This window comes from Amycolatopsis sp. GM8 (genome assembly GCF_021653975.1).
In the GTDB taxonomy this organism is placed as follows: domain Bacteria; phylum Actinomycetota; class Actinomycetes; order Mycobacteriales; family Pseudonocardiaceae; genus Amycolatopsis_E.
On the sequence record NZ_JAJKFK010000005.1, the window covers coordinates 38,521 to 59,429 of the forward strand.

General features: G+C 70.9%; 18 protein-coding genes and 1 pseudogene. 3 read left to right on the forward strand and 16 right to left on the reverse strand.

Annotation, left to right across the window (positions count from 1 at the left end; all coding sequences use genetic code 11):
* Positions 1 to 56 precede the first annotated feature (56 nt).
* The 5 genes from LOZ83_RS23605 to nadD are packed head-to-tail and all read right to left on the reverse strand — an operon-like array spanning position 57 to position 3,300.
* Complete coding sequence (locus tag LOZ83_RS23605; protein WP_236793643.1) at positions 57 to 914, reverse strand: DegV family protein; 858 nt, start codon at positions 912 to 914, stop codon at positions 57 to 59.
* A gap of 9 nt (positions 915 to 923) precedes the next feature.
* Complete coding sequence (octT, locus tag LOZ83_RS23610) at positions 924 to 1,661, reverse strand: diglucosylglycerate octanoyltransferase (protein ID WP_236794336.1); 738 nt, start codon at positions 1,659 to 1,661, stop codon at positions 924 to 926.
* Positions 1,661 to 2,272, reverse strand: coding sequence for a histidine phosphatase family protein (locus LOZ83_RS23615; protein WP_236793645.1), 612 nt, complete (start codon positions 2,270 to 2,272; stop codon positions 1,661 to 1,663). The genes octT and LOZ83_RS23615 overlap by 1 nt, the downstream gene beginning before the upstream one ends.
* Positions 2,269 to 2,649: a ribosome silencing factor gene (gene rsfS, locus LOZ83_RS23620; RefSeq protein WP_236793647.1), complete on the reverse strand. Its 381-nt coding sequence runs from the start codon at positions 2,647 to 2,649 to the stop codon at positions 2,269 to 2,271. The genes LOZ83_RS23615 and rsfS overlap by 4 nt, the downstream gene beginning before the upstream one ends.
* Positions 2,650 to 2,706: 57 nt before the next feature.
* Entirely contained in the window at positions 2,707 to 3,300 is a 594-nt protein-coding gene (gene nadD, locus LOZ83_RS23625) for a nicotinate-nucleotide adenylyltransferase (protein ID WP_255824867.1), read from the reverse strand.
* A gap of 230 nt (positions 3,301 to 3,530) precedes the next feature.
* On the opposite strand from nadD, the gene LOZ83_RS23630 reads away from it, so the two are divergent.
* Both LOZ83_RS23630 and LOZ83_RS23635 read left to right on the forward strand, forming a co-directional pair.
* On the forward strand, positions 3,531 to 5,636 hold the full coding sequence (locus LOZ83_RS23630) for a RecQ family ATP-dependent DNA helicase (RefSeq protein ID WP_236793648.1): 2,106 nt from the start codon (positions 3,531 to 3,533) through the stop codon (positions 5,634 to 5,636).
* Positions 5,637 to 5,729: 93 nt separating this feature from the next.
* The gene (locus LOZ83_RS23635) at positions 5,730 to 7,019 is read left to right on the forward strand and encodes an MFS transporter (RefSeq protein WP_236793650.1); all 1,290 of its coding nucleotides are present in this window, start codon (positions 5,730 to 5,732) and stop codon (positions 7,017 to 7,019) included.
* On the opposite strand, the gene proB is transcribed toward LOZ83_RS23635, so the two are convergent.
* The 5 genes and pseudogenes from proB to LOZ83_RS23660 all read right to left on the reverse strand — a co-directional run.
* The gene (proB, locus tag LOZ83_RS23640) at positions 7,016 to 8,125 is read right to left on the reverse strand and encodes a glutamate 5-kinase (RefSeq protein WP_236793652.1); all 1,110 of its coding nucleotides are present in this window, start codon (positions 8,123 to 8,125) and stop codon (positions 7,016 to 7,018) included. The two genes, LOZ83_RS23635 and proB, sit on opposite strands and share 4 nt — an antisense overlap.
* 46 nt (positions 8,126 to 8,171) lie before the next feature.
* Positions 8,172 to 9,617, reverse strand: coding sequence for a GTPase ObgE (obgE, locus tag LOZ83_RS23645; protein ID WP_236794338.1), 1,446 nt, complete (start codon positions 9,615 to 9,617; stop codon positions 8,172 to 8,174).
* Between the two features lie 109 nt (positions 9,618 to 9,726).
* The gene (gene rpmA, locus LOZ83_RS23650) at positions 9,727 to 9,984 is read right to left on the reverse strand and encodes a 50S ribosomal protein L27 (protein WP_236793654.1); all 258 of its coding nucleotides are present in this window, start codon (positions 9,982 to 9,984) and stop codon (positions 9,727 to 9,729) included.
* 14 nt (positions 9,985 to 9,998) lie between these two features.
* Entirely contained in the window at positions 9,999 to 10,313 is a 315-nt protein-coding gene (gene rplU / locus LOZ83_RS23655; RefSeq protein ID WP_091512575.1) for a 50S ribosomal protein L21, read from the reverse strand.
* A gap of 936 nt (positions 10,314 to 11,249) precedes the next feature.
* Positions 11,250 to 14,015 (reverse strand): annotated as a pseudogene (locus LOZ83_RS23660) (translation initiation factor IF-2 N-terminal domain-containing protein); the annotation flags it as partial.
* 460 nt (positions 14,016 to 14,475) lie between these two features.
* Here LOZ83_RS23660 and LOZ83_RS23665 point away from each other — a divergent pair.
* Complete coding sequence (locus LOZ83_RS23665; RefSeq protein WP_236793658.1) at positions 14,476 to 15,828, forward strand: S8 family serine peptidase; 1,353 nt, start codon at positions 14,476 to 14,478, stop codon at positions 15,826 to 15,828.
* Here LOZ83_RS23665 and LOZ83_RS23670 read toward each other — a convergent pair.
* The 6 genes from LOZ83_RS23670 to LOZ83_RS23695 all read right to left on the reverse strand — a co-directional run bounded on the left by LOZ83_RS23670 (position 15,806) and on the right by LOZ83_RS23695 (position 20,872).
* Positions 15,806 to 16,627 carry an ABC transporter permease gene (locus tag LOZ83_RS23670; RefSeq protein ID WP_236793660.1) on the reverse strand — a complete coding sequence of 274 codons (822 nt, stop codon included), beginning with the start codon at positions 16,625 to 16,627 and terminating at the stop codon, positions 15,806 to 15,808. The genes LOZ83_RS23665 and LOZ83_RS23670 overlap by 23 nt on opposite strands.
* Positions 16,627 to 17,427: an ABC transporter permease gene (locus tag LOZ83_RS23675; protein WP_236793662.1), complete on the reverse strand. Its 801-nt coding sequence runs from the start codon at positions 17,425 to 17,427 to the stop codon at positions 16,627 to 16,629. The genes LOZ83_RS23670 and LOZ83_RS23675 overlap by 1 nt, the downstream gene beginning before the upstream one ends.
* Positions 17,427 to 18,338 (reverse strand): ABC transporter ATP-binding protein, encoded by a 912-nt coding sequence (locus LOZ83_RS23680; protein ID WP_236794339.1) that lies wholly within the window; start codon positions 18,336 to 18,338, stop codon positions 17,427 to 17,429. The genes LOZ83_RS23675 and LOZ83_RS23680 overlap by 1 nt, the downstream gene beginning before the upstream one ends.
* Positions 18,339 to 18,445: 107 nt before the next feature.
* Complete coding sequence (gene ndk, locus LOZ83_RS23685) at positions 18,446 to 18,856, reverse strand: nucleoside-diphosphate kinase (protein WP_236793664.1); 411 nt, start codon at positions 18,854 to 18,856, stop codon at positions 18,446 to 18,448.
* A gap of 52 nt (positions 18,857 to 18,908) precedes the next feature.
* Complete coding sequence (locus LOZ83_RS23690) at positions 18,909 to 20,441, reverse strand: alkaline phosphatase (protein WP_236793666.1); 1,533 nt, start codon at positions 20,439 to 20,441, stop codon at positions 18,909 to 18,911.
* Positions 20,438 to 20,872, reverse strand: coding sequence for a DUF4260 family protein (locus tag LOZ83_RS23695; RefSeq protein ID WP_236793668.1), 435 nt, complete (start codon positions 20,870 to 20,872; stop codon positions 20,438 to 20,440). Before LOZ83_RS23695 ends, LOZ83_RS23690 begins: the two co-directional genes overlap by 4 nt.
* Positions 20,873 to 20,909 lie beyond the last annotated feature (37 nt).

A 20,909-nucleotide genomic window follows, 5' to 3' on the forward strand; every position in this document is an offset into this window, starting at 1 on the left:
AGTCGAGTCGGGTGTGGACAACTGGGGGTCTGTGGATAACCTGGCGCCGAACCCGCTCAGGAACGATCAGCCGGTTCCCGCTGCACGACCACACCGATCACACCCGGTCCGGTGTGCGCGCCGATGACCGCGCCCAGTTCCGACACCAGGCAGCCCCCGGGGATGCACAGCCGCTCCTCCAGGCTGTTCGCCAGTTCCGCGGCGCGTTCGGCCGAGGCGAGATGGTGCACGGCGACCTCCACCGCTTCGCCCCGCGCGGCCTCCTCCGCCAGGTCCACGAGCCGCGCCACCGCGCGATGCATGGTCCGGACCTTCTCCAGCGGCTCGATCCGCCCGTCGTCGATGTGCAGCAACGGTTTCACCGCCAGCGCCGTCCCGAGCAAGGCCGCCGCCGCACCGATCCGCCCGCCCCGCCGCAGGTATTCGAGCGTCTCCACCACGAACACCGTCTTCGAGGAGCGCACCGCCGCCGTCGCCACCTGCTCGACCTCCTCGGGCTTCGCACCGGACGCGGCGGCCGCGGCGGCATGCAGCGCGGCGAAACCGAGCCCCATCGCCGTGCCGCGCGAGTCGACCACCCGCACGACATCCGGCCCGACCTCCTGGGCCGCCAGTACCGCCGATTCCCAGGTGCCCGAGATCTCGCTCGACAGGTTCAACGAAACGACCGCGTCGGCGCCGTCGTCCAGCGCGGCACGGAACGCCGTCGCGAACTCCCCCGGCGTCGGCCGCGACGTCGTCACGATTCGCCGCTGCCCCAAGGCTTCCGCGAGCGCCGCCGGCCCGACGTCAACGCCGTCGAGCGCCGCCTCGCCGTCGATCAGAACGTGTAGTGGGACCACCCGGATGGCGAACCGCTCCGCGAAGCCCTCGGGCAGATGAGCGGTGGAGTCGGTGATGACGGCGACCGGCACGCCGCAAGCCTACGTGTCGCCCGGCGCGGCGTCGGGCCTGAGGAGCGGACCGAGCAACGCGGCCATCCCCTTGCCTACCGACGCGTGCCCTTCCCAGCCCCAGTGCATCCCGTCGGGATTGCCGCGGCCGCTGAGCACGTGCTCGCCGACGAGCGCGGGCAGGTCGAGCAGCGGCACCTCGACCCGCGCCGCCCACGCCGCCATCGCCGCCGCGGCACCGTCGCGGGCCGTGTGCACGCGCCCGTACGAATCAGCCCGGTGAACGCTGGGCAGGACGCCGACGATCGGCAGCGTCGGCCGGAGGATCCGCAGCGCCCGCACAGCGGTGTCGAGATAGTGCACGGTCAGTTTCGCCGGAAGCACGGTCGGGCGGCCGCGCAGCGCCACGGCCAGCCGCGGCTGCGCGGCGAGATACGCCTTGCGGGCGGCCCTGCGCAGGCCGTCGGGCCGCAGGTAGCGCAGTCCTTCGCGCAGGTAGGTGGGCAGCGGCGAGGGCAGCGTGTCCATGCTGCCGATCGCCAGCAGCACCGCGTCGACATGGTGCAGGTCCGCCCAGACCCGCGGGTCGCCGATCAGGGACCACCACACGTCACGCGCCGTCCACCCGAAGCCGGCGACCAGGTCCGCATTACCGCCGAGGGCGGCGGCCGCGACGTTGGGCCACAGGCGCGGCTCGTCGGCGGCACAGGGGCCGTCCGGGCCGTGAAAGCTCAGCGAATCGCCGAAGACGAGCAGCCGGGGCACGATCAGCCGTACATACCCGCGTTGTAGGCGTACAGCCGCCACTTGCCGGTCCGCAGGGCGAGCTCGACCCAGTGGCAGTTGCGGATCCCGCCCAGTTGCGGCCACGCTTCGACCGGCAGCCCGAGCAGGCCCGCCGTCAACGCCGTGATGAGGCCGCCGTGGGCGGCGAGCAGGACGGTCTCCCGCTGGTCGGCTTCGGACAGCAGGTCGGCTACGACCTCACCGGCCCGTTCGGCGACCTCCACCCGCGACTCACCGCCGGGCGGCGCCCAGGTCGCGTCGACCCGCCAGCGGTCGCGCTCCCCCGGCCACCCTTCGTCGACCTCGGGCCCGGTTTTGCCCTGCCAGTCGCCCAGATGGGTCTCGCGCAAACGCTTGTCGATACGCAGCGGCACGCCGATCGCGTCGGTGAGCACGGTCGCGGTATCCGTCGCGCGGCGTAGGTCGGACGCGATGACCAGGTCCGGCTCGAACCGCGCGAGAGCCGGGACTGCGAACCGCGCCTGGTTCCAGCCGACCTCTGTGAGCGCCGAGTCGAGATGCCCCTGCATCCGGCCCGCGGCGTTGTAGTCGGTCTCCCCGTGCCGCCACAGCACGAGGCGCCGGAAGGTCACCGGGCTTCTCCGGCTTCGGACAGGTCCGGGATCTCGACGCGCGGGCAGTCCTTCCACAACCGTTCGAGGCCGTAGAACGAGCGCTCCTCGTCGTGCTGGACATGCACCACGACATCGACGTAGTCGAGCAGCACCCAGCGGCCTTCGCGCGCGCCCTCGCGGCGCACGGCCTTGTGGCCGGCCTGCCGCAGCTTCTCCTCGACCTCGTCGACGATGGCGCCCACCTGGCGCTCGTTCGGGGCCGAGGCGATCACGAAGATGTCGGTGATCACGAGTTGCTCGGAGACGTCCAGCACCACGACATCGGTGGCCTTCTTGTCGGCCGCCGCGTGGGCGGCCACGGTTGCCATCTCATGTGCTTGGGACGTCGCTGCCACTCCTGCTCCCTTACGGCTGGGCATCTGTCGGCTCACCGAGGGTACCTGGCGGACGGCTCATTCCGGCTTGCGGTAGAGCTTCCGCTTGTCGATGTACCGCACGACGCCGTCCGGCACCAGGTACCAGATCGGCTCGCAGTTCTCGACGCGCTCGCGGCACGCGGTGGACGAGATCGCCATCGCGGTCACCTCGACCAGGCTCACCTTGCCGCTGGGCAGATGGTGGTCGTTGAGCCGGTAGCCGGGCCGCGTGACGCCGATGAAGTGCGCGTAGGTGAACAGCTCGTCGGCGTTGTGCCAGGTCAGGATCTGTTCCAGCGCGTCGGCGCCGGTGATGAAGAACAGGTGGTCCTCGGGGTACTCCCGCTGCAGGTCCCGCAGGGTGTCGACGGTGAACGTCTCGCCGCCGCGGTCGATGTCCACGCGGCTGACGGAGAACACCGGGTTCGACGCGGTCGCGATGACCGTCATCAGGTAGCGGTCCTCGGCGCGGGTGACCACGCGGCCGGTCTTCTGCCACGGCTGCCCGGTCGGCACGAAGATCACTTCGTCGAGCCCGAACCGGGACTGGACCTCGCTGGCGGCGACGAGGTGGCCGTGATGAATGGGATCGAAGGTACCGCCCATGACCCCGATACGCCGTGGTGACATAAATGCAGCGTATAGACCGATCGAGGGTGGGTGGGCCGCCTGAAAGGCGACCCACACCCGTTGGCGCCGCCGGTGATCCGAGGGGAACCTCCGGTGACACCGGGGTGACCGGGCCGAATCGCCGAGGTGACGCGATCCGGCCTGGTGTTCATCGTCACAAACCGCACGAGTGGGCCAGTCGTGAAGTTTTCGAGCGGCCGTTGTCGGACCCATGCGGTACACGTGGACCCGTGAACATCCAGGAACTCCGCGAACGAGCCGATTCGCTGCTGCACGCGCTGGCCGGCGCGGGCACAACCCTGCGCGACGACCAGTGGACCGCCATCAAGTCGCTGGTCGCCGAACGCAGCCGGGCGCTGGTCGTGCAGCGCACGGGCTGGGGCAAGTCGGCGGTGTACTTCCTGGCGACCGCGCTGCTGCGGGAACAAGGTGCCGGGCCCACGGTGATCATCTCGCCGCTGCTCGCGTTGATGCGCAACCAGATCGCGGCCGCCGCCAAGGCCGGGATCGCGGCGGCGACGATGAACTCCGCGAACGCGCAGGAGTGGGACGAGGTGCAGGCGCGCATCGCCGGCGGCGAGATCGACGTGCTGCTGGTGAGCCCGGAACGGCTCAACAACCCGGATTTCCGGGACTCGGTGCTGCCCAAGCTCACCGCGACCGCGGGGCTGCTCGTGGTCGACGAGGCGCACTGCATCTCCGACTGGGGGCACGACTTCCGGCCGGACTACCGGCGGCTGCGCACGCTGCTCGCGGACCTGCCGGAAGGAGTGCCGGTTCTCGCCACCACGGCCACCGCGAACGACCGGGTGGTGACCGACGTGGCCGAGCAACTGGGCCTCGGCAACGGCGCGGACACCGTGGTGCTGCGCGGTCCGCTCGACCGGGAAAGCCTGCACCTGTCGGTCGCGCGGTTGCCGACGCCGGAGGCGCGCCTCGCCTGGCTCACCGAGCAACTGGCCGCGCTGCCGGGTTCGGGGATCATCTACACGCTCACCGTCGCCGCGGCGCACGACGTGGCGGGGCTGCTGCGCGAACACGGGTACGAGGTCACGGCGTACACGGGCAAGACGGATCCGGCGGAACGGGAGGCGGCGGAGGACGACCTGCTGGCCAACCGGGTCAAGGCGCTCGTCGCCACGTCCGCGCTGGGCATGGGGTTCGACAAGCCCGATCTCGGTTTCGTCGTGCATCTGGGCGCTCCGTCGTCGCCGATCGCGTACTACCAGCAGGTCGGTCGTGCCGGGCGCGGCGTGCGCCGCGCGGAGGTGATCCTGTTGCCCGGCACGGAAGATCGCGAGATCTGGAACTACTTCAGCTCGCTCGCGTTCCCCGACGAGCGGCGGGTGACGCAGGTGCTGGACGCGCTCGCGCCGGCCGACCGTCCACTTTCGACAGCCGCGCTCGAGCCGATGGTCGAGCTGTCCCGCACGCGGCTGGAGATGGTGCTCAAGGTGCTCGACGTCGACGGCGCGGTCCGGCGGGTCCGCGGTGGCTGGGAGTCGACGGGTGAAAGCTGGGAGTACGACTCGGGCCGCTACGGCCGGGTGAGCGAGGCGCGAGGCGCGGAGCAGCGGGCGATGCTGGAGTACCAGGCGACCGAGGGTTGCCGGATGGAGTTCTTGTTGCGCCAGCTGGACGATCCCTACGCGCAGCCGTGCGGCAGGTGTGACAACTGCACCGGTGAACATCGGGCGACCGCGGTCTCGGCCGAGGTCGTCGAGGAGACCGGCACCCGCTTGCAGCGGCCGGGTGTCGAGCTGAGCCCGCGACGGCAGTGGCCGACCGGGCTCGGCACCCTCGATGTGCCGCTGTCCGGCCGGATCGCGAAAGGCGAGCAGGCCGAACCGGGCCGGGCGCTCGGGCGGCTCACGGATATCGGCTGGGGCAACCGGTTGCGCGAACTGGTCGGCCCGGCGGCATCCGACGGCGAGGTGCCCGACTCCGTGTTCCAGGCGTGCATCTCGGTGCTCGCCGCCTGGGACTGGGCGCAGCGGCCGGTGGCGGTCGTGGCGATGCCGTCGAGCGCGCGGCCACGGCTCACGCACGGTCTCGCCACGCGTCTGGCCGAGGTCGGGCGCCTGAAGTTCGCCGGCACCCTGGCGGCGCAGGGTCCGGCGCCACGACGGGCGAACAGCGCGCAGCGGGTGGCGGATCTGTGGCAACGCCTTGTCCTGCCCGAGGAACTGGCCCGCGAATTGTCCACTGTGGAGGGACCGATACTCCTGGTGGACGATCTCGTGGACTCGGGCTGGACAATGACGCTGGCCACCCGCCTGCTGCGGAAGGGAGGTGTGCCCGCGGTCCTCCCGTTCGCGCTCGCGGCTACGACTTAGGGCATTTGCCGGGGCTCACTCTCGCCAGAGACCTTCCAAAACGGCCGACGGTATGGCAATCTCCACCAATCCGGCGATTCCGTGGAGGCAGCCATGGTCGAACCGAAGGTCGAGTCCCCGCTGAGGCACCGCCTGCCCGTCCGCAAGCTGTTCGCGGCGAGCGTCGGGAACGCCCTGGAGTGGTTCGACTGGACCATCTACGCGACGTTCAGCATCTACTTCGCGACCGCGTTCTTTCCCTCCGGTAACGACGCACTGGCACAGATCAACACCTTCGCCACCTATGCGCTCGCGTTCTTCTTCCGGCCGCTCGGCGGGCTCCTGCTCGGCCGGTTCGCGGACGTGCGCGGGCGGAAACCCGCGATGATCCTGACCATCAGCCTGATGGCCGGGGGGTCGGTGGTGATCGGCATCCTGCCGACCTTCTCCCTGGTCGGCTGGCTCGCGCCGGTCCTGCTGTTGCTCGCCCGCATCGCGCAGGGGCTGTCCCTGGGTGGCGAGGTGTCGAACGCGTCGGCGTACCTCGGGGAGATCGCGCCGCCGAAGTGGCGGGGCCGCTACTCGTCGTTCTTCTACATCTCGACGGGCTCGGCGGTGCTGGTGGCCTCGGTGCTCGGGTTCGTCCTGGCACGCACCATGGACAAGGCGGACCTGAACGCCTACGGCTGGCGGATCCCGTTCCTGCTGGGCGGGGTGCTGGGCGCGATCGGGCTGTGGCTGCGCCGGAGCCTGAGCGAAACGGAGCAGTTCGAGCAGAACAAGACCGCGGCACGGCGGGTGCGGCGGCCGCTGCTGGCGACGCTGCGCCATCATCCGAAGGCGGTGGGGCAGCTCGTAGGCATCACGATGCTGTCGACGCTGTGCTACTACACGTTCTTCAGCGCGCTGGCGCCGTTCGCGGTGAAGACGCGGCATGCGAGCGACGTCGACGTGTTCCTGGCGCTGTCGATCGGCACCGCGCTGTTCGTCGTGCTGCAATACCCGTTCGGCATGCTGGCGGACCGGGTCGGCCGCAAACCGCAGCTGTACGTCTGGTCGGCGGCAATGGCGATCCTGGTCGTGCCACTGTCCACTTTGGTGCGACCGGGACTCGGCGGGCTGGCGGTGGTGTTCTGCGTCGGGCTCGGCCTGTACGCGGCATCGTCGTCACTGGCGCCGGCGATCATGAGCGAGCTGTTCCCGACGTCGCTGCGCGGGCTCGGCATCGGCGCCTGGTACAACCTGACGGTCGCGGTGTTCGGCGGCACGGCGCCGCTGGTGATCAGTGCGCTCGCGGCGGCGAACGCGTCGATGGCGTTCTTCTGGTACGTCGCCGTGGGCGCGCTGATCACGTTCCTCGTGGTCCTGACGTTGCCGGAGACGCGCGGGAGCGAGCTGCGCTAACGGTGCAGCGGCACCAGGTCGTCGGCGTGCACGACCTCGCGGCGCTGCTCCGGTGGCAGCTCGTGGCTGGAGCGGCCGATCAGCTCGGGCAGCTCACCGGCGTCGAACGCGACCACCCCACGGGCCACCACTCGCTGGGCGGGATCCACGAGCTCGACGACGTCGCCCGCCTGGAAGTCGCCGCTCACGCCGGTGACCCCCGCGGCGAGCAGCGAACGGCGGCGCCGGACGACGGCCGCGACGGCGCCGTCGTCGAGCTGCAGCCGGCCGGTCGGGCCGGCCGCGTAGCCGAGCCAGAACCGCCGGGCGGAAAGCCGGGAGCCGGCGGCGGCGAACGCGGTGCCGACCTCGGCGGTGGTCAGTGCGCTCGCGGCTTCGGCGGCCGCGGCCAGCAGCACGGGGATTCCCGCGGCCGCGGCCGTGCGGGCGGCGGCGAGCTTCGAGACCATGCCACCGGTGCCCAGCCCCGAGCTGGACATGCCGACGGTGATGTCCCGCACGTCGGCGTCGTCCGCGACCTCGGAGATCCTGCGTGTCGCACCGTCGCGGGGATCGCCGTCGTACAGACCGTCCACATCGGACAACAGGACGAGCGCGTCGGCGCCGATGAGGTGCGCGACGAGTGCGGCTAGCCGGTCGTTGTCGCCGAACCGGATTTCCTCAGTGGCGACGGTGTCGTTCTCGTTCACCACCGGCACGGCGCCCAGCGCGAGCAATCGGGAGAAAGTGCGCTGCGCGTTGCGATAGTGCGCGCGGCGCACGACGTCATCGGAGGTCAGCAGCACCTGACCGACGGTGAGCGAGTACCGGCCGAACGACTCGGCATACGCGTGCGCGAGCTGAAGCTGGCCGACGCTCGCCGCGGCCTGCTGCGTCGCGAGGTCGCGCGGGCGCTTGCCCAGCGCGAGCGGCGCGAGCCCGGCGCCGATCGCGCCCGAGGACACCAGGACGAGCTGACTGCCCCGGCCGATGCGGCCGGCGACAGCGTCCACCAGCGCGTTGAGCCGCTCGACATCCAGGCCACTGCCGGCCGTGGTGAGCGCCGACGAACCGACCTTGACGACCAGCCGCTCGGCATCGGACACGGCCTTCCGCGTGACGCTCACGCCGCCTCGCCGACGTTCATCGCCGCGCCGGCGACGCTGCCGCTCACTAGTCTTCGTCCAGCTCGTCGGGCACGCCGTCCCGGCGGATGCGACGGGCTTCCTTGCGCTGTGCGGCGCCGACCCGGCTGTGGTCCTCGAGCCGGATGTCCGTGCCCCGCCCGGACAGGTGCTGCACGACGCCCGGTGTGGACGGCTGCCAGTCGAAGGTGACACCGCCGATCGTGACCGGGCAGCCCGCCTCGGCGCCCATGCGCGCGAGCTCCTCCTCGACCCCGAGCCGGTTCAGCCGGTCCGCGAGGTAGCCGACGGCCTCGTCGTTGCCGAAGTCGGTCTGGCGGATCCACCGCTCCGGACGGCCACCCCGGACGATGAAGCCACCCGGCTCCTCCGGATCGGCCTCGACGGAGAAGCCGGCGTCGTCGACCGCCTGCGGCCGCAGCACGATGCGCTCGGCCTCGGGAGCCGGTTGCTCCGCCCAGAATTTCTCCACAATGGCGCCGAGCGCGTAGGTCAGCTCTCGCAGGCCAGCCCGGGTCGCCGTGGAGATCTCGAAGACGGGCAGGCCACGCTTCTCGAACTCGGGGCGCACCAGCTCGGCCAGGTCGGCGGCGTCCGGCACGTCGATCTTGTTCAGCACCACGACGCGTGGCCGCTTGCCGAGCTCACCACCCAATCCCGGGGTATAGCGGGCAAGTTCGGCTTCGAGAGCGTCCACATCGGACACCGGGTCACGGCCGGGCTCGAAGGTGGCGCAGTCGACGACGTGCACCAGCACGGCACATCGCTCGATGTGGCGGAGAAAATCGAGGCCCAGCCCCTTGCCTTCGCTCGCACCGGGGATCAGGCCGGGCACATCGGCCATCGTGAAGACGGTGTCCCCTGCGGTCACAACACCGAGGTTCGGCACCAGCGTGGTGAACGGGTAGTCCGCGATCTTCGGTTTGGCCGCCGACAGCACCGAGATCAGCGACGACTTGCCCGCAGACGGGAACCCGACCAGCCCGACGTCCGCGACCGAGCGCAGCTCCAGCACGAGCGAGCGAGCCTCCCCCGGGTCGCCGAGGAGCGCGAAACCCGGCGCCTTGCGTGCCCTCGACGCGAGCGACGCGTTGCCCAGGCCGCCGCGCCCGCCTTGGGCCGCGACGAACGTGGTGCCGAGGCCGGTCAGGTCCGCCAGGACTTCGCCGCTCTCGCTCAGCACGACGGTGCCGGCCGGGACCTTCAGCTCCAGCGTCTCGCCGGCCGCGCCGGCGCGGTGGCTGCCCTGGCCCTGCTTGCCGCTGCCGGCGTTCGCGTGCGGGCGGAAGTGGAAGTCGAGCAGGGTGTGCACGTTCTGGTCGACGACCAGCAGCACGTCCCCGCCGTCACCGCCGTTGCCGCCGTCGGGACCGCCGAGCGGTTTGAACTTCTCGCGGTGCACCGAGGCGCAACCGTTCCCGCCGTTGCCGGCGGCCACCTGGATCACCGCACGGTCAACGAACCGGGACGCCATCTCGGGCCTTTCTGTCTGTTCAGGATTGCTCACGAAAACACGAGGGGCGGACCCCGATTTGTTCCGGGCCCGCCCCTCGTGGGAGGTGCTAAATGTCTCGGCGGGCCGCTCAGACCCCGGCCGGGACGATGTTGATCGTCTTGCGGCCACGCTTGACGCCGAACTCGACCGCACCGGCGGCGAGGGCGAACAGCGTGTCGTCACCGCCACGGCCGACGTTCACGCCGGGGTGGAACTTGGTGCCCCGCTGGCGGATGATGATCTCGCCCGCCTTCACGACCTGGCCCCCGTAACGCTTGACGCCGAGGTACTGCGCGTTGGAGTCACGACCGTTGCGGGAGCTGGAAGCACCCTTCTTGTGTGCCATAAGTGCTCAGCCCCTTACTTGCTGATTCCGGTGACCTCGACGCGGGTCAGCTTCTGCCGGTGACCCTGCCGCTTGTGGTAGCCGGTCTTGTTCTTGAACTTGTGGATGCGGATCTTGGGACCCTTGGTCTGCTCGACGACCTTGCCGGTGACCGAGACCTTCGCCAACGCGTCGGCGTCCGTGGTGACCTCGCCGCCGTCGACGTACAGCACGGCGGGGAAGGTGTGCTCGGTGCCCGGCTCTCCCTCGAGCTTCTCGACCTCGACGACGTCGCCGACGGCCACCTTGTACTGCTTGCCGCCGGTCTTGACGATCGCGTACGCCGACACGGAAGTCTCCTGCTAACTCGACAATGGGTGGGGGCTTGCGACCTGGCCCGCTCGGGGCGGTCCGGTGATCGCGCCATGGCCCGCATGCGGCGGGCCGCTCTATAGGTTACGTGGCACCCCGGTGCTCGTGCGCACCGGGGTGCTCTTCGCTGGTCAGCTGTTGTCGGCGTGCACCGGCGGACCGGCCGGGCGCGACGCCGTCCGGCGCGGCCGGCGGTGGGTGGTGCGCACCGCCGGGGTCGGCACGTCGACCCCGGGATCGGTTTCCGCGGTCTCCCCCTGCTCCGGTGCGGCCCGCTCGGGCTCGGGCTCGGCCGTGGCGGCCTCGGCGGCCGCCTCCGGCTCGGTGGCTTCCGGGGCCTCGGCGGACTCGGTCAGGGCGGCAGCGGCCTGCAGGGGCTCGACGTCCTCAGGCTGGGTTGCCTGGGATTGGGTTGCCGGAGACTCGGTTGCCTCGAACTGGGCCGCCGCGGACTGCGTTGTCGGGAACTCGGTCGCCGGGGGTTCGGTTGCCTCGGGCTGCGTTGCCGGGGGCTGCGTTGCCGCGGGCTCAGCAGCTGCCTGGACCGGGGCCGCCTCCACGGATCCGGTCGGGATCGGCTCGGTGGGCTGCGCCGTCTCGGGCTCGTCCGCTGGCTGGGCCGGGGCGGTTTCGCCCTCGGCGGCCGGCGGTTCCGTGGGCTGGGTCGCCGTCGGGTTGTGCCAGCTCCACGGGTTCACCTTGGGCTGCGCGGGTTCCGGTTGAGCCTGCGCGACTTCGGCCGGTTCCGGCTCCGGCGCGGAGGCCTCGGTCTCAGCGACCTCGGTGGCCTCCGGTGTCGGCTCGGCCGGGGTCTCGCCCGTGGCCTCGGCGGCTTCGGTGACCTCGGTGGCCTCCGGTGTGGGCTCGGCTGGGCTTTCGCCCGCGGCCTCGGTCGCCTCGGTGGATTCCGGGGTGGCTGCCGCCCCATCAGCATCCGCTGGGGTGGCGAGGGGCTCCGCGGCGGTGTCGGCTGGTGCTGTCACGCCGGCCGCCTCGGCCCAGCGGGCGGCGGTTTCCGCGCCCGGGTTGGGCTCCGGTGCGGCGGCGGGGACCGTTTCGACCTCAGCCACCGGTGCCTCGGCCGCGGGTGTCGCGGCAGCAGGTGCCTCAGCCACAGGGGCCTCAGCCACAGGTGTCGCGACCGCTGGTGCCTCGACCACGGGGGCCTCAGCCGCCGGTGACTCAGCCACAGGGGCCTCCGCGGCATCGCGGCCGCTTGGCACCGGCGTGTCCTCGGCCTCGTCGGCCTTGCCGCCGGAGGCTAGTTTCGCGGCATTCGCCATCGCCTGGACGGCGGACACCACCGACTCCCGCTGCTCGGGTGTCCGTGCGGCCTCCTGCTGCGGCTCCTCGGCCTTGCCGCGGCCACGCGAGCGACGCGACGAGCCACCACCGCCGTGCTGGTGACCGCCGCCGTTGCCGTTGGAACCGTTGGACGCGCGCTGCAGCTCGGTCGACACGATCACGCCCCGGCCCTTGCAGTGCTCGCACGGCACCGAGAACGCCTCCAGCAGACCGGTGCCGACCTTCTTCCGGGTCATCTGCACCAGCCCCAGCGAAGTCACCTCCGCCACCTGGTGCCGGGTGCGGTCCCGGCCGAGACACTCGGTGAGCCGCCGCAGGACCAGCTCGCGGTTGGACTCCAGCACCATGTCGATGAAGTCGATCACGATGATGCCGCCGACGTCACGCAGCCGCAACTGGCGCACGATCTCTTCGGCCGACTCCAGGTTGTTCCGGGTCACCGTCTCTTCGAGGTTGCCACCCGAACCGGTGAACTTGCCGGTGTTGACGTCGATGACGGTCATCGCCTCGGTGCGGTCGATCACCAGGTAACCACCGGAGGGCAGCCACACCTTGCGGTCCAGCGCCTTGGTGATCTGCTCGTCGATCCGGTAGTCGGTGAAGACGTCACCGGTGCCGACATAGCGCCTGAGCCGCGCGGCCAGGTCGGGCGCGACATGGCCGACGTAGGCGTTGATCGTGTCCCACGCGATGTCGCCCTGCACCTCGAGCTTCGCGAAATCCTCGGTGAACAGGTCGCGCACGACCTTCACCAGCAGGTCCGGCTCCTCGTACAGCATGGTCGGCGCGGCCGACTTCTTGCCGCCCGACACCGAGTCCGCCTTCTCCTTGATGACCTCCCACTGGGCCTTCAGGCGGCGGACGTCACGCTCGAGCTCCTCCTCGCTGATGCCCTCCGACGCGGTGCGGATGATCACGCCCGCGTCCTCCGGCACGATCCGCTTGAGGATGTCCTTGAGCCGGCGCCGCTCGTTCTCGGGCAGCTTCCGCGAGATCCCGGTGGCGCCACCGGCGGGCACGTACACCAGGAACCGGCCTGGCAGCGAGATCTGTGTGGTCAGCCGGGCGCCCTTGTGCCCGACCGGGTCCTTCGTGACCTGCACCAGCACGTTGTCACCGGTGGACAGCGCCTGCTCGATCTTGCGGGACTTGCCCTCCAGCCCGGCGGCGTCCCAGTCCACCTCACCGGCGTAGAGCACCGCGTTGCGGCCGCGGCCGATGTCGACGAACGCCGCCTCCATCGAGGGCAGCACGTTCTGCACGCGGCCGAGGTACACGTTCCCGACGATCGAACCGCTGCCCGCGGCGGTCACGAAATGCTCGACCAGCACGCCGTCCTCCAGCACGCCGATCTGGGTGTGCTCGCCGCGCTCGGACACGACCATGGTGCGCTCGACGGCCTCGCGCCGGGCCAGGAACTCGGCCTCGGACAGGATCGGCGCACGGCGGCGGCCCGCTTCGCGACCGTCCCGGCGGCGCTGGCGCTTGGCCTCCAGCCGGGTGGAGCCGCGCACGCTGCGGACGCCGTCGCCCTTGTCGGGCTTGGCTTCCTTGCCGTTCTTCTCGTCGCCCTTGCTCTCTCGGACGTGCACGACTGTGTTCGGCGGGTCGTCGCCCGTGGTGGCCTCGGCCGCCTCGTCCTCGGCGCTCTTGCGGCGACGACGGCGGCGCCGGCGACGGCTGCCCCCCTCGTCGTCGGAGTCTTCGTCCTCGCCGTCGGCTTCCGCCTTCTCCTGCGGCTGGGACTCGTCGGCCTGGTCGGCGTTCTCGTCCTCGCCCGCTGGGCCCTCGTCGCCGCCCTTGCCACGGCCCCGGCCACGACGGCCACGACGGCGGCGGCGGCGACCGTTCACGTCGTCGCCGTCGTCGTCCTTGTCGTCGCGCTCGTCCCGGTCGCGCTCGTCCTTGTCCCGCTCGACGGGCTCGGGCCGTTCCTCCTCGACCGGCTCCTCTTCCCGCTGCTGCGGCGCGGGCCGCGCGGCGGGCGGCTCCGGCGGCAGGAACACCGGCGAAGGCGCCGCGAAGACCGGCATCCGTACGGACGGCCGCACGGGCTCGGGCTCCGGTTCCGGCTCAGGCACGACGGCGACAGGCTCGGGCACCGACACGGCGGGCTCAGGCACTGCGGGTTCGGGCTCGTCGGCCGGGGCGAACGCCTCGGCCACCTTGATCGCCACATCCCGGGGCACGCTCGACTGCACGCTGCGCACGGGCTCGCCGAGGTCGGTCAGTTTCGCCAGCACGTCCCTGCTGTTCAAGCCGAGCAGCTTCGCCAGGGCGTGCACCCGGACGCGCTCGGGCAGTTCGCCCAGCGGGTTGTTGGGTGCGGCGGTGTCCCCGCCGGTCTGCTCGGCGGGTGTTTCCGCGTTCGTCATCTGTCTCCTCCGCCCCCGGGCGCGTCTACCAGCGCAAACGCTGGAAGGACGCGGCCGCGCAGGGGCCCCTTCCTGTCTGTTCCGCCGCGGTGGTCACCGCTGACGGGAATCCTTGCCTCTTCGCCACGACGACGCCGGAACCCCGGCGGCCGTCGACGGCAGGTCTGCTCGGTCACGTGCCGGCCGAGCCGGCGGCTTCCCGCTCCGCCTGCCATGTCGTCGAGCCACCCGCGGGGGGCGGCGACGACGTGGCGCTCTTCCCGCACGTCACCGGGCCATCGGTGCCGGTTCGCACCTCGTTCGACGGGCGTCCCGGCCCAGCGGCCACCCCGAGTATCCCACACGGGCCCGGCCGGGAGGCGCGCACGCACCTTCGGGGCGAGCCCGGCCGTTCCGCTTGTCGGTACTCCGGCGGTGCCCTAGCGTGCGCCTGTACCGCTGGTCCCTGGAGGTTCGTGCCGTGTCCGGGTTGGGACGGTCACTCGCGCTCAGCATGGGTGCGCTGCTGCTGACCCCCGTGCCCGTACCGGCCTTCGCCGACGCGGCGTGCGGGGACGCCGGGCGTGTCGTGCGGTACCTCGTCGTGCTGGATCGCGGCACTTCCGAGCAGGAGGCCGGCAGCCAGGTCCGGGCGGCCTGCGGGGAAACCGCGATCTACTATCCCCAGGTCAGTATAGGTGTGGTGAAGTCCGCCGATCCGCGTTTCGCGGCGAACTTCGGCCCCGCTCGCGTGTTCAGCGCGCAGCAGCTCCGGCACACCCAGCGGCGCCCGGAACTCCCGGCCCGGCGAGGGACTCCGGTCGCGGACCGGACCGATCAGCAGTGGAACCTGACCATGATCGACGCCAACGGGTACCGCGGCAGCCCGGACGTCGTGGTGGGCGTGCTGGACTCCGGAGTCGACGCGGATCATCCCGACCTGGCGGGCGCGGTCGACCGCGCGGATTCCGCCGGCTGCCTGACCGGCGTGCCGGATACTTCGCCCAGCGCGTGGGCGCCGACGACGTCCGCGCACGGCACGCACGTCGCGGGGATCATCGCCGCCGCGGACGACGGCAAGGGCATCACCGGGGTCGCGCCCGGGGTGCGGGTCGCGTCGGTGAAGGTGATCGACGACAGCGGGTACGTGACGCCCGAGGCCGCGGTGTGCGGGCTGATGTGGGCGGCCGCGCGGCACTTGCCGATCGTCAACACCAGCTTCTCGATCGACCCGTGGAACGTGCCGTGCTCGCGACGCGCGGGCTACCAGGTCGTGCACGAGGCGATCGCCCGCGCGGTCGAATACGCGACGGCGCAAGGAACGCTGGACATCGCGGCGGCCACGAACGAAGCGGTCAACCTGACGCCTTCGCCGGGTGCCGGCGCGCCGGCGTCATCGGGGTGCGAGGAACTGCCCGCGGGGCTGCGGGATCCGGTGACCGTGTCCGCGGTCGGCCCCGACGGGACGAAGGCGGGCTACAGCTCCTACGGGCTGGGGGTCGTGGACCTCGCCGCGCCCGGCGGGGCGGGCGACGACTGCGTGCTGTCCACGGTGCCCGGCGGCTACGCGAAGATGTGCGGCACGTCGATGGCCGCGCCGCATGCCGCGGGGGTGGCCGCGCTGGTCGCCTCGGCCCACCCCGGGTTCACCGCCGGGCAGCTGCGAAACGCGCTGTACCAGGGCGCCCGGCCGATGCCGTGCCCGGACGACTACGACCTCACCGGTGACGGGCGGCAGGACGCGTTCTGCGCCGGATACACCGGGTACAACGGTTTCTACGGCCGCGGCATGGTGGACGCGGCCAGCGCGCTCAGCGCAGCAGCAGGTGGCTGATCCGCCGCGCCGCACCCCAGACCCCGACCGCCGCCAGCACGACCAGGTACGCCAGGTGGCCGAGCATGCCCCAGCTCAGCGCGCCGACCGACAGCTGCCGCATCAGCTCGATGCCGTGGTACAGCGGGAAGACCTGCACCACGATCCGTAGCGCCTCCGGGTACACGGTCAGCGGGTAGAACGTCGTGGAGAACAGGAACAGCGGCATCAGCGCGAGGTTGATGAGATCGAACTGCGAGGGCGAGCGCAGGAAGGTCACGCACGCCATGCCGATCGCCGCGAACGCGAACGCCACCAGCACCGCGACCGGGATCAGCAGTACCGCCCACGGCGAGGTGACCAGCCCCATCGCGAGCATCACGCCGAAGAACGCCACCGCGTACAGCCCGCCGCGCAGCACCGCCCAGCCGATCTCGCCGATCGCGATGTCCAGCGGGCCGATCGGCGTCGCGAGCATCGCGTCGTACGTCCGCGCGTACCGGAACTTGAAGAACACGTTGAAGGTGCTGTCGAAGATCGCGCCGTTCATGGCGGACGAAGCGAGCAGCGCGGGCGCGACGAACGCGACGTAGCTCATCGGCCTGCCGTCGGGGCCCGCGACCTCACCGACGAGCTTGCCGAAGCCGACCTGGAACGCCAACAGGTAGAACAGCGGCTCCAGCACACCCGAGACGAAGACCAGCCACATCCGGGAGTAGGCGAGCATCGAGCGTTCGACGAGCTTGCTCGCCCGGCCCGCGTAGAGGCCCGGCGGCAGGATGCGCAGCAGCAGCCCGCGCCGCTGGTCGAGGACCGTCATCAGAGCACCAGCCGGCGATAGAAGTACTTGCGGGCGAAGAACACGCCGACGGCCAGCAGGGCGGCGAGGAACGCGACGTGCCCGGCCATCGCCAGCGGGCCGACGCCGCCGAGGGTGACCCCGCGGGCGAGCTCGTTTCCGTGCCACAGCGGGGAAATCCAGGCGAGCCAGCGCAGCGCGATGGGGATCTGTCCGATCGGGAAGAAGGTGCCGGCGAACAGCGACATCGGGATCACCACGAACCGGAACAGCGCGTTGAACCGAACACCCTCGTCGTAGGTGGTCGCCGCGAACGCCGTGACCGGTGCGGCACAGGCCAGTCCGGTGAGGATCCCGACCAGGATCACCAGCAGCGCGCCGGCGTTGAGCCACGCACCGAAGGCCAGCGCGATCAGCGCGTACACCGATGCCGACAACAGCAGCCGCAACGCGACCCACAGCAAATGCCCGCCCAGCAGCTGGCCCGGCGTCACCGGGGTGGCCGTCACGGCGAGATAGTCCTTCTGCCACTTGAATCCCGACAGCACGGGATACGTCGACTCCCCCACCGCGCTCTGCATCGCCGCCGAAACCAGCAACGCGGGCGCGATGTACTCCAGGTACGACACCCCGCCGGTCGCCGGCCCGGCCTGAACCTGCGAGCCGAAGCCCAGCCCCAGCGCGACAAGGAAAAGCAGCGGCTGCAGGCCCGAGGAGTACAGATTGGACTTCCAGTACCGCCGGTACCACGCCCAGCTGCCCTCGACGCGCAGCCAGGCCGCGCGCCAGGAACCGACCACCTGCCCCGTGGAGACGACCATCAGTCCACCAGCGTCCGTCCGGTCAGCCGGAGGAACACGTCCTCCAGGGTGCTGCGGCGGACCAGGGTGGACAGCGGCCGCAGCTCGCGCGCGTGCACGTGTTCCAGCGCCGTCTCACCGCTGCCGGTGTACAACAGGATCCGGTCCGGCAGCACCTCGGCGCGCTCGGCCAGGTCCGTCAGGCGCTCGGGCGGCACCTCGTGCCCCGGCGGGAATCGCAGCTCCAGCACCTCGCGGGTGGAGTACCGCGCGATCAGCGCCGCAGGGGAGCCCTCCGCCACGATCCGGCCGCCGTCCATCACGACGAGCCGGTCGCACAGCTGTTCCGCCTCGTCCATGTAATGCGTGGTGATGATCAGCGTGACGCCCTGGGCCTTGAGCCGGAACAGCCTGTCCCACAACAGGTGCCGGGCCTGCGGGTCCAGCCCCGTGGTCGGCTCGTCGAGCAGCAGCAGCTCCGGCTCGTTGACCAGCGAGCGGGCGATGGTCAGCCGCCGTTTCATGCCGCCGGACAAGGGTTCCACCTCGTCGTCGGCCCGGTCGGACAGCTGCGCGAACTCCATCAGCTCATCAGCCTTGCGCCGGGTCTGCGCGCGGGACAGGCCGAAATACCGGCCGTACACCTGGAGGTTCTGCCGCACGGACAGCTCGACGTCGAGATTGTCCTGCTGTGGCACCACGCCCAGCCGCGCGCGGATACGCGGGCCGTCGGTTTCCGGGTCCAGCCCCAGGACCTTCAGATCACCGTCCGAACGCGGTGAGACGCACGCGATCATGCGCATCGTCGAGGACTTCCCGGCGCCGTTGGGGCCGAGAAAGCCGAACGACTCGCCCCGGCGGACCTCGACGTCGATCCCCCGGACGGCTTCGAACTCGCCGAAGCGCTTCGTGAGCGCCTTGGCCTGGACCATGGTCGGTTCTTCGTCCACCCTGGGAACACTAGGCGGGGGTACCGACAGTTTTCGACCGGATTACCGCCGGGCCCGGGACGCGACAACGTCCCGGGCCCGGCATCAGCTCACAGGTCGGGGAACCACAGCTTCAGCTCGCGCTCGGCGGACTCGGGCGAGTCCGAGCCGTGCACCAGGTTGAACTGGGTCTCCAGCGCGAAGTCGCCGCGCAGGGTGCCCGGGGTGGCCTTCTCCACCGGGTCGGTGCCCCCGGCGAGCTGCCGGAACGCCGCGATCGCGCGCGGCCCCTCGACCGCGATCGCCACGAGCGGGCCCGAGGTGATGAACTCCAGCAGGTCGCCGAAGAACGACCGCTCCTTGTGCTCGGCGTAGTGCTCCTCGGCGAGGGCGACCTCGACCGTGCGCAGTTCCAGTGCGACCAGCTTCAGGCCCTTGCGCTCGATCCGCGAAATGACTTCGCCGACGAGACCGCGCTCGACGCCATCGGGCTTGACCAGAACCAGCGTGCGCTCACTCACGACTCTGCTTCTCCTCTAATTACTTTTTGACGGTGCCGAAAGCCTAGCGGCCTCAATGACGCTCGGGCCGGAGGGTCTTCGACCAGAGCGAAACGCCCTTCCCGTCGCGCAGATCCACGGTCAGTTCGCCACCCGGACCATCCACGTTCAGCTCCCCGAAATGCTGGAAACCTTCCATCGGCGAAGCGTTGGCGACCGGCGGCGCGTGCACGAAAACGGCTTCCGGGCCGAACGTCGGATCGAGTGTGTTCGGGCCGAACGCGCCGGCGTGCAGTGGACCGGAAACGAATTCCCAGAACGGCGAGAAATCACCGAACGCGGCGCGGTCGGGCGAATAGTGGTGGGCGGCGGTGTAGTGCACGTCGGCGGTCAGCCACACGACGTTCGGCACGCGCCGGATCTGGTGCAGCACCCAGGCGATCTCGGTCTCGCGGCCGCCGAGCGCGCCGGGCAGCGCGTTCGCGACGCCCTCGATGTCGGCGCCGTCCGGCACGACCAGCCCGACCGGCAGGTCGTTCTGCACGAACTTCCAAGTCGCGGTACTCCGGTTCAGCCCCTCGACGAGCCACTTCGCCTGCTTGTCGCCCAGGATGTGGCCCGGCTTGGTCTGGTCGGCGGTGTTGGCGTCCTTGTAGCTGCGCATGTCGAGCACGAAGATCTCGATGTGCTTGCCGTAGCGGAAGCTGCGGTAGACCCGGCCGTCGACGGCGAGCTTCGCGTCGATCGGGTGCCACTCGTGGAAGGCCTGGAACGCGCGGCGGGCGAGCACGTCGACGTTCTTTTCGGTGTACTGAGCCAGATCCAGGATCTCGCCGGGGTACCAGTTGTTGAGCACCTCGTGGTCGTCCCACTGGACATAGCTGGGCACGGCGGCGGTGAAGGCCTTGACGTTCTCGTCGAGCCGGTTGTACGCGAACTGCCCGCGGTACTCGTCGAGCGTCTCGGCGACCTTCGACTTCTCGGCGGTGACGATGTTGCGCCAGATCCGGCCGTCGGGCAGCGTGACCGACTCGGTGAGCGGGCCGTCGGAGTACACGGTGTCACCGCTGTGCAGGAACAGGTCCGGGCGGCGGGCGGCCATCGCGGCGAACCCGGTCATGCCGCCGATGTCGGGGTTGATGCCCCAGCCCTGGCCGGCGACGTCGCCGGACCACAGGATGCGGGTGTCCGTGCGGCCGAGCGGCACGGTGCTGAAGCGGCCGGTGACGGCTTCGCTCGTGGCGCGGCCGTCTTCGGCGGTGACGCGGTAGTGAAAGTCGGTGCCGGGGGCCAGGCCGGGGATGCGGACCTTGCCGGTGCCGCCGGTGTCCGGCGTGAGCAGCGGGCCCCGGATCGTGCGGGCATGGCGGAAGGACGGGTCGCGAGCGATCTCGACGACCATCCGGGACGGCTTGTCGGCGCGGGTCCAGACGATCGCGGAGTCCGCGGTCACGTCGCCGGACTGCACGCCGTGCGTCAGCACGGGACGGTCGCGGCGGACGAGCGGGGCGGCCTGTGCGGTGGTGGGAACGACGAGACCGGCGGCGAGGGCACCGGCGGTCATCGCGCCGGATTTGAGCAGGGAACGGCGGGTCTGTTCGGTCATGCCCGATTTCTAGCCCGCGATCCGGACGGCCGGGCCAACTCGGGCTTTCGCGCGAATGAACTGGCCTGGGTGCCGTCCCAGCGGCGGAGGCCGTAGCCGAGGGAGCGGTCCAGGCAGATGTGGGCGAGCCAGGCGAGGCCGAGGGTGAAGCCGGGGACGAAGTTCGCGCCGGCGAAGAAGGTGAAGTAGACGAGCAGGAGCACGGGCAACGGCCAGAAATGCGTGGTGTTGTAGAACGGCACCACGCGGCGCGGCAGCACGCCCCGCTCGGTGTGGACGCCGATGCCGATGAGGAACACCAGGTCGGGGGCGATCAGGCCGACGAACAGGAGCGGAGTCGCCCAGCCGCCGTGCTTGACCGCTTCGAAGATGGCGAAGGCCAGCAGGAGCAGGCCGAAGACCCCGTTACCGGTCCGGATCGCGGTGCGCATGTCTCGTCTCCGATCACTGGTCATTTTCGAGAGCGAC

What these genes read in the sequence shown, in the direction of transcription:
- nadD (WP_255824867.1), bottom strand. Translation starts at nt 3,300, where the DNA reads ATGTCACCACGGCGTATCGGGGTCATGGGCGGTACCTTCGATCCCATT.
- LOZ83_RS23635 (WP_236793650.1), top strand. Translation starts at nt 5,730, where the DNA reads ATGGTCGAACCGAAGGTCGAGTCCCCGCTGAGGCACCGCCTGCCCGTC.
- obgE (WP_236794338.1), bottom strand. Translation starts at nt 9,617, where the DNA reads ATGGCGTCCCGGTTCGTTGACCGTGCGGTGATCCAGGTGGCCGCCGGC.
- rpmA (WP_236793654.1), bottom strand. Translation starts at nt 9,984, where the DNA reads ATGGCACACAAGAAGGGTGCTTCCAGCTCCCGCAACGGTCGTGACTCC.
- LOZ83_RS23670 (WP_236793660.1), bottom strand. Translation starts at nt 16,627, where the DNA reads ATGACGGTCCTCGACCAGCGGCGCGGGCTGCTGCTGCGCATCCTGCCG.
- LOZ83_RS23675 (WP_236793662.1), bottom strand. Translation starts at nt 17,427, where the DNA reads ATGGTCGTCTCCACGGGGCAGGTGGTCGGTTCCTGGCGCGCGGCCTGG.
- LOZ83_RS23680 (WP_236794339.1), bottom strand. Translation starts at nt 18,338, where the DNA reads ATGGTCCAGGCCAAGGCGCTCACGAAGCGCTTCGGCGAGTTCGAAGCC.
- LOZ83_RS23690 (WP_236793666.1), bottom strand. Translation starts at nt 20,441, where the DNA reads ATGACCGAACAGACCCGCCGTTCCCTGCTCAAATCCGGCGCGATGACC.
- LOZ83_RS23695 (WP_236793668.1), bottom strand. Translation starts at nt 20,872, where the DNA reads ATGCGCACCGCGATCCGGACCGGTAACGGGGTCTTCGGCCTGCTCCTG.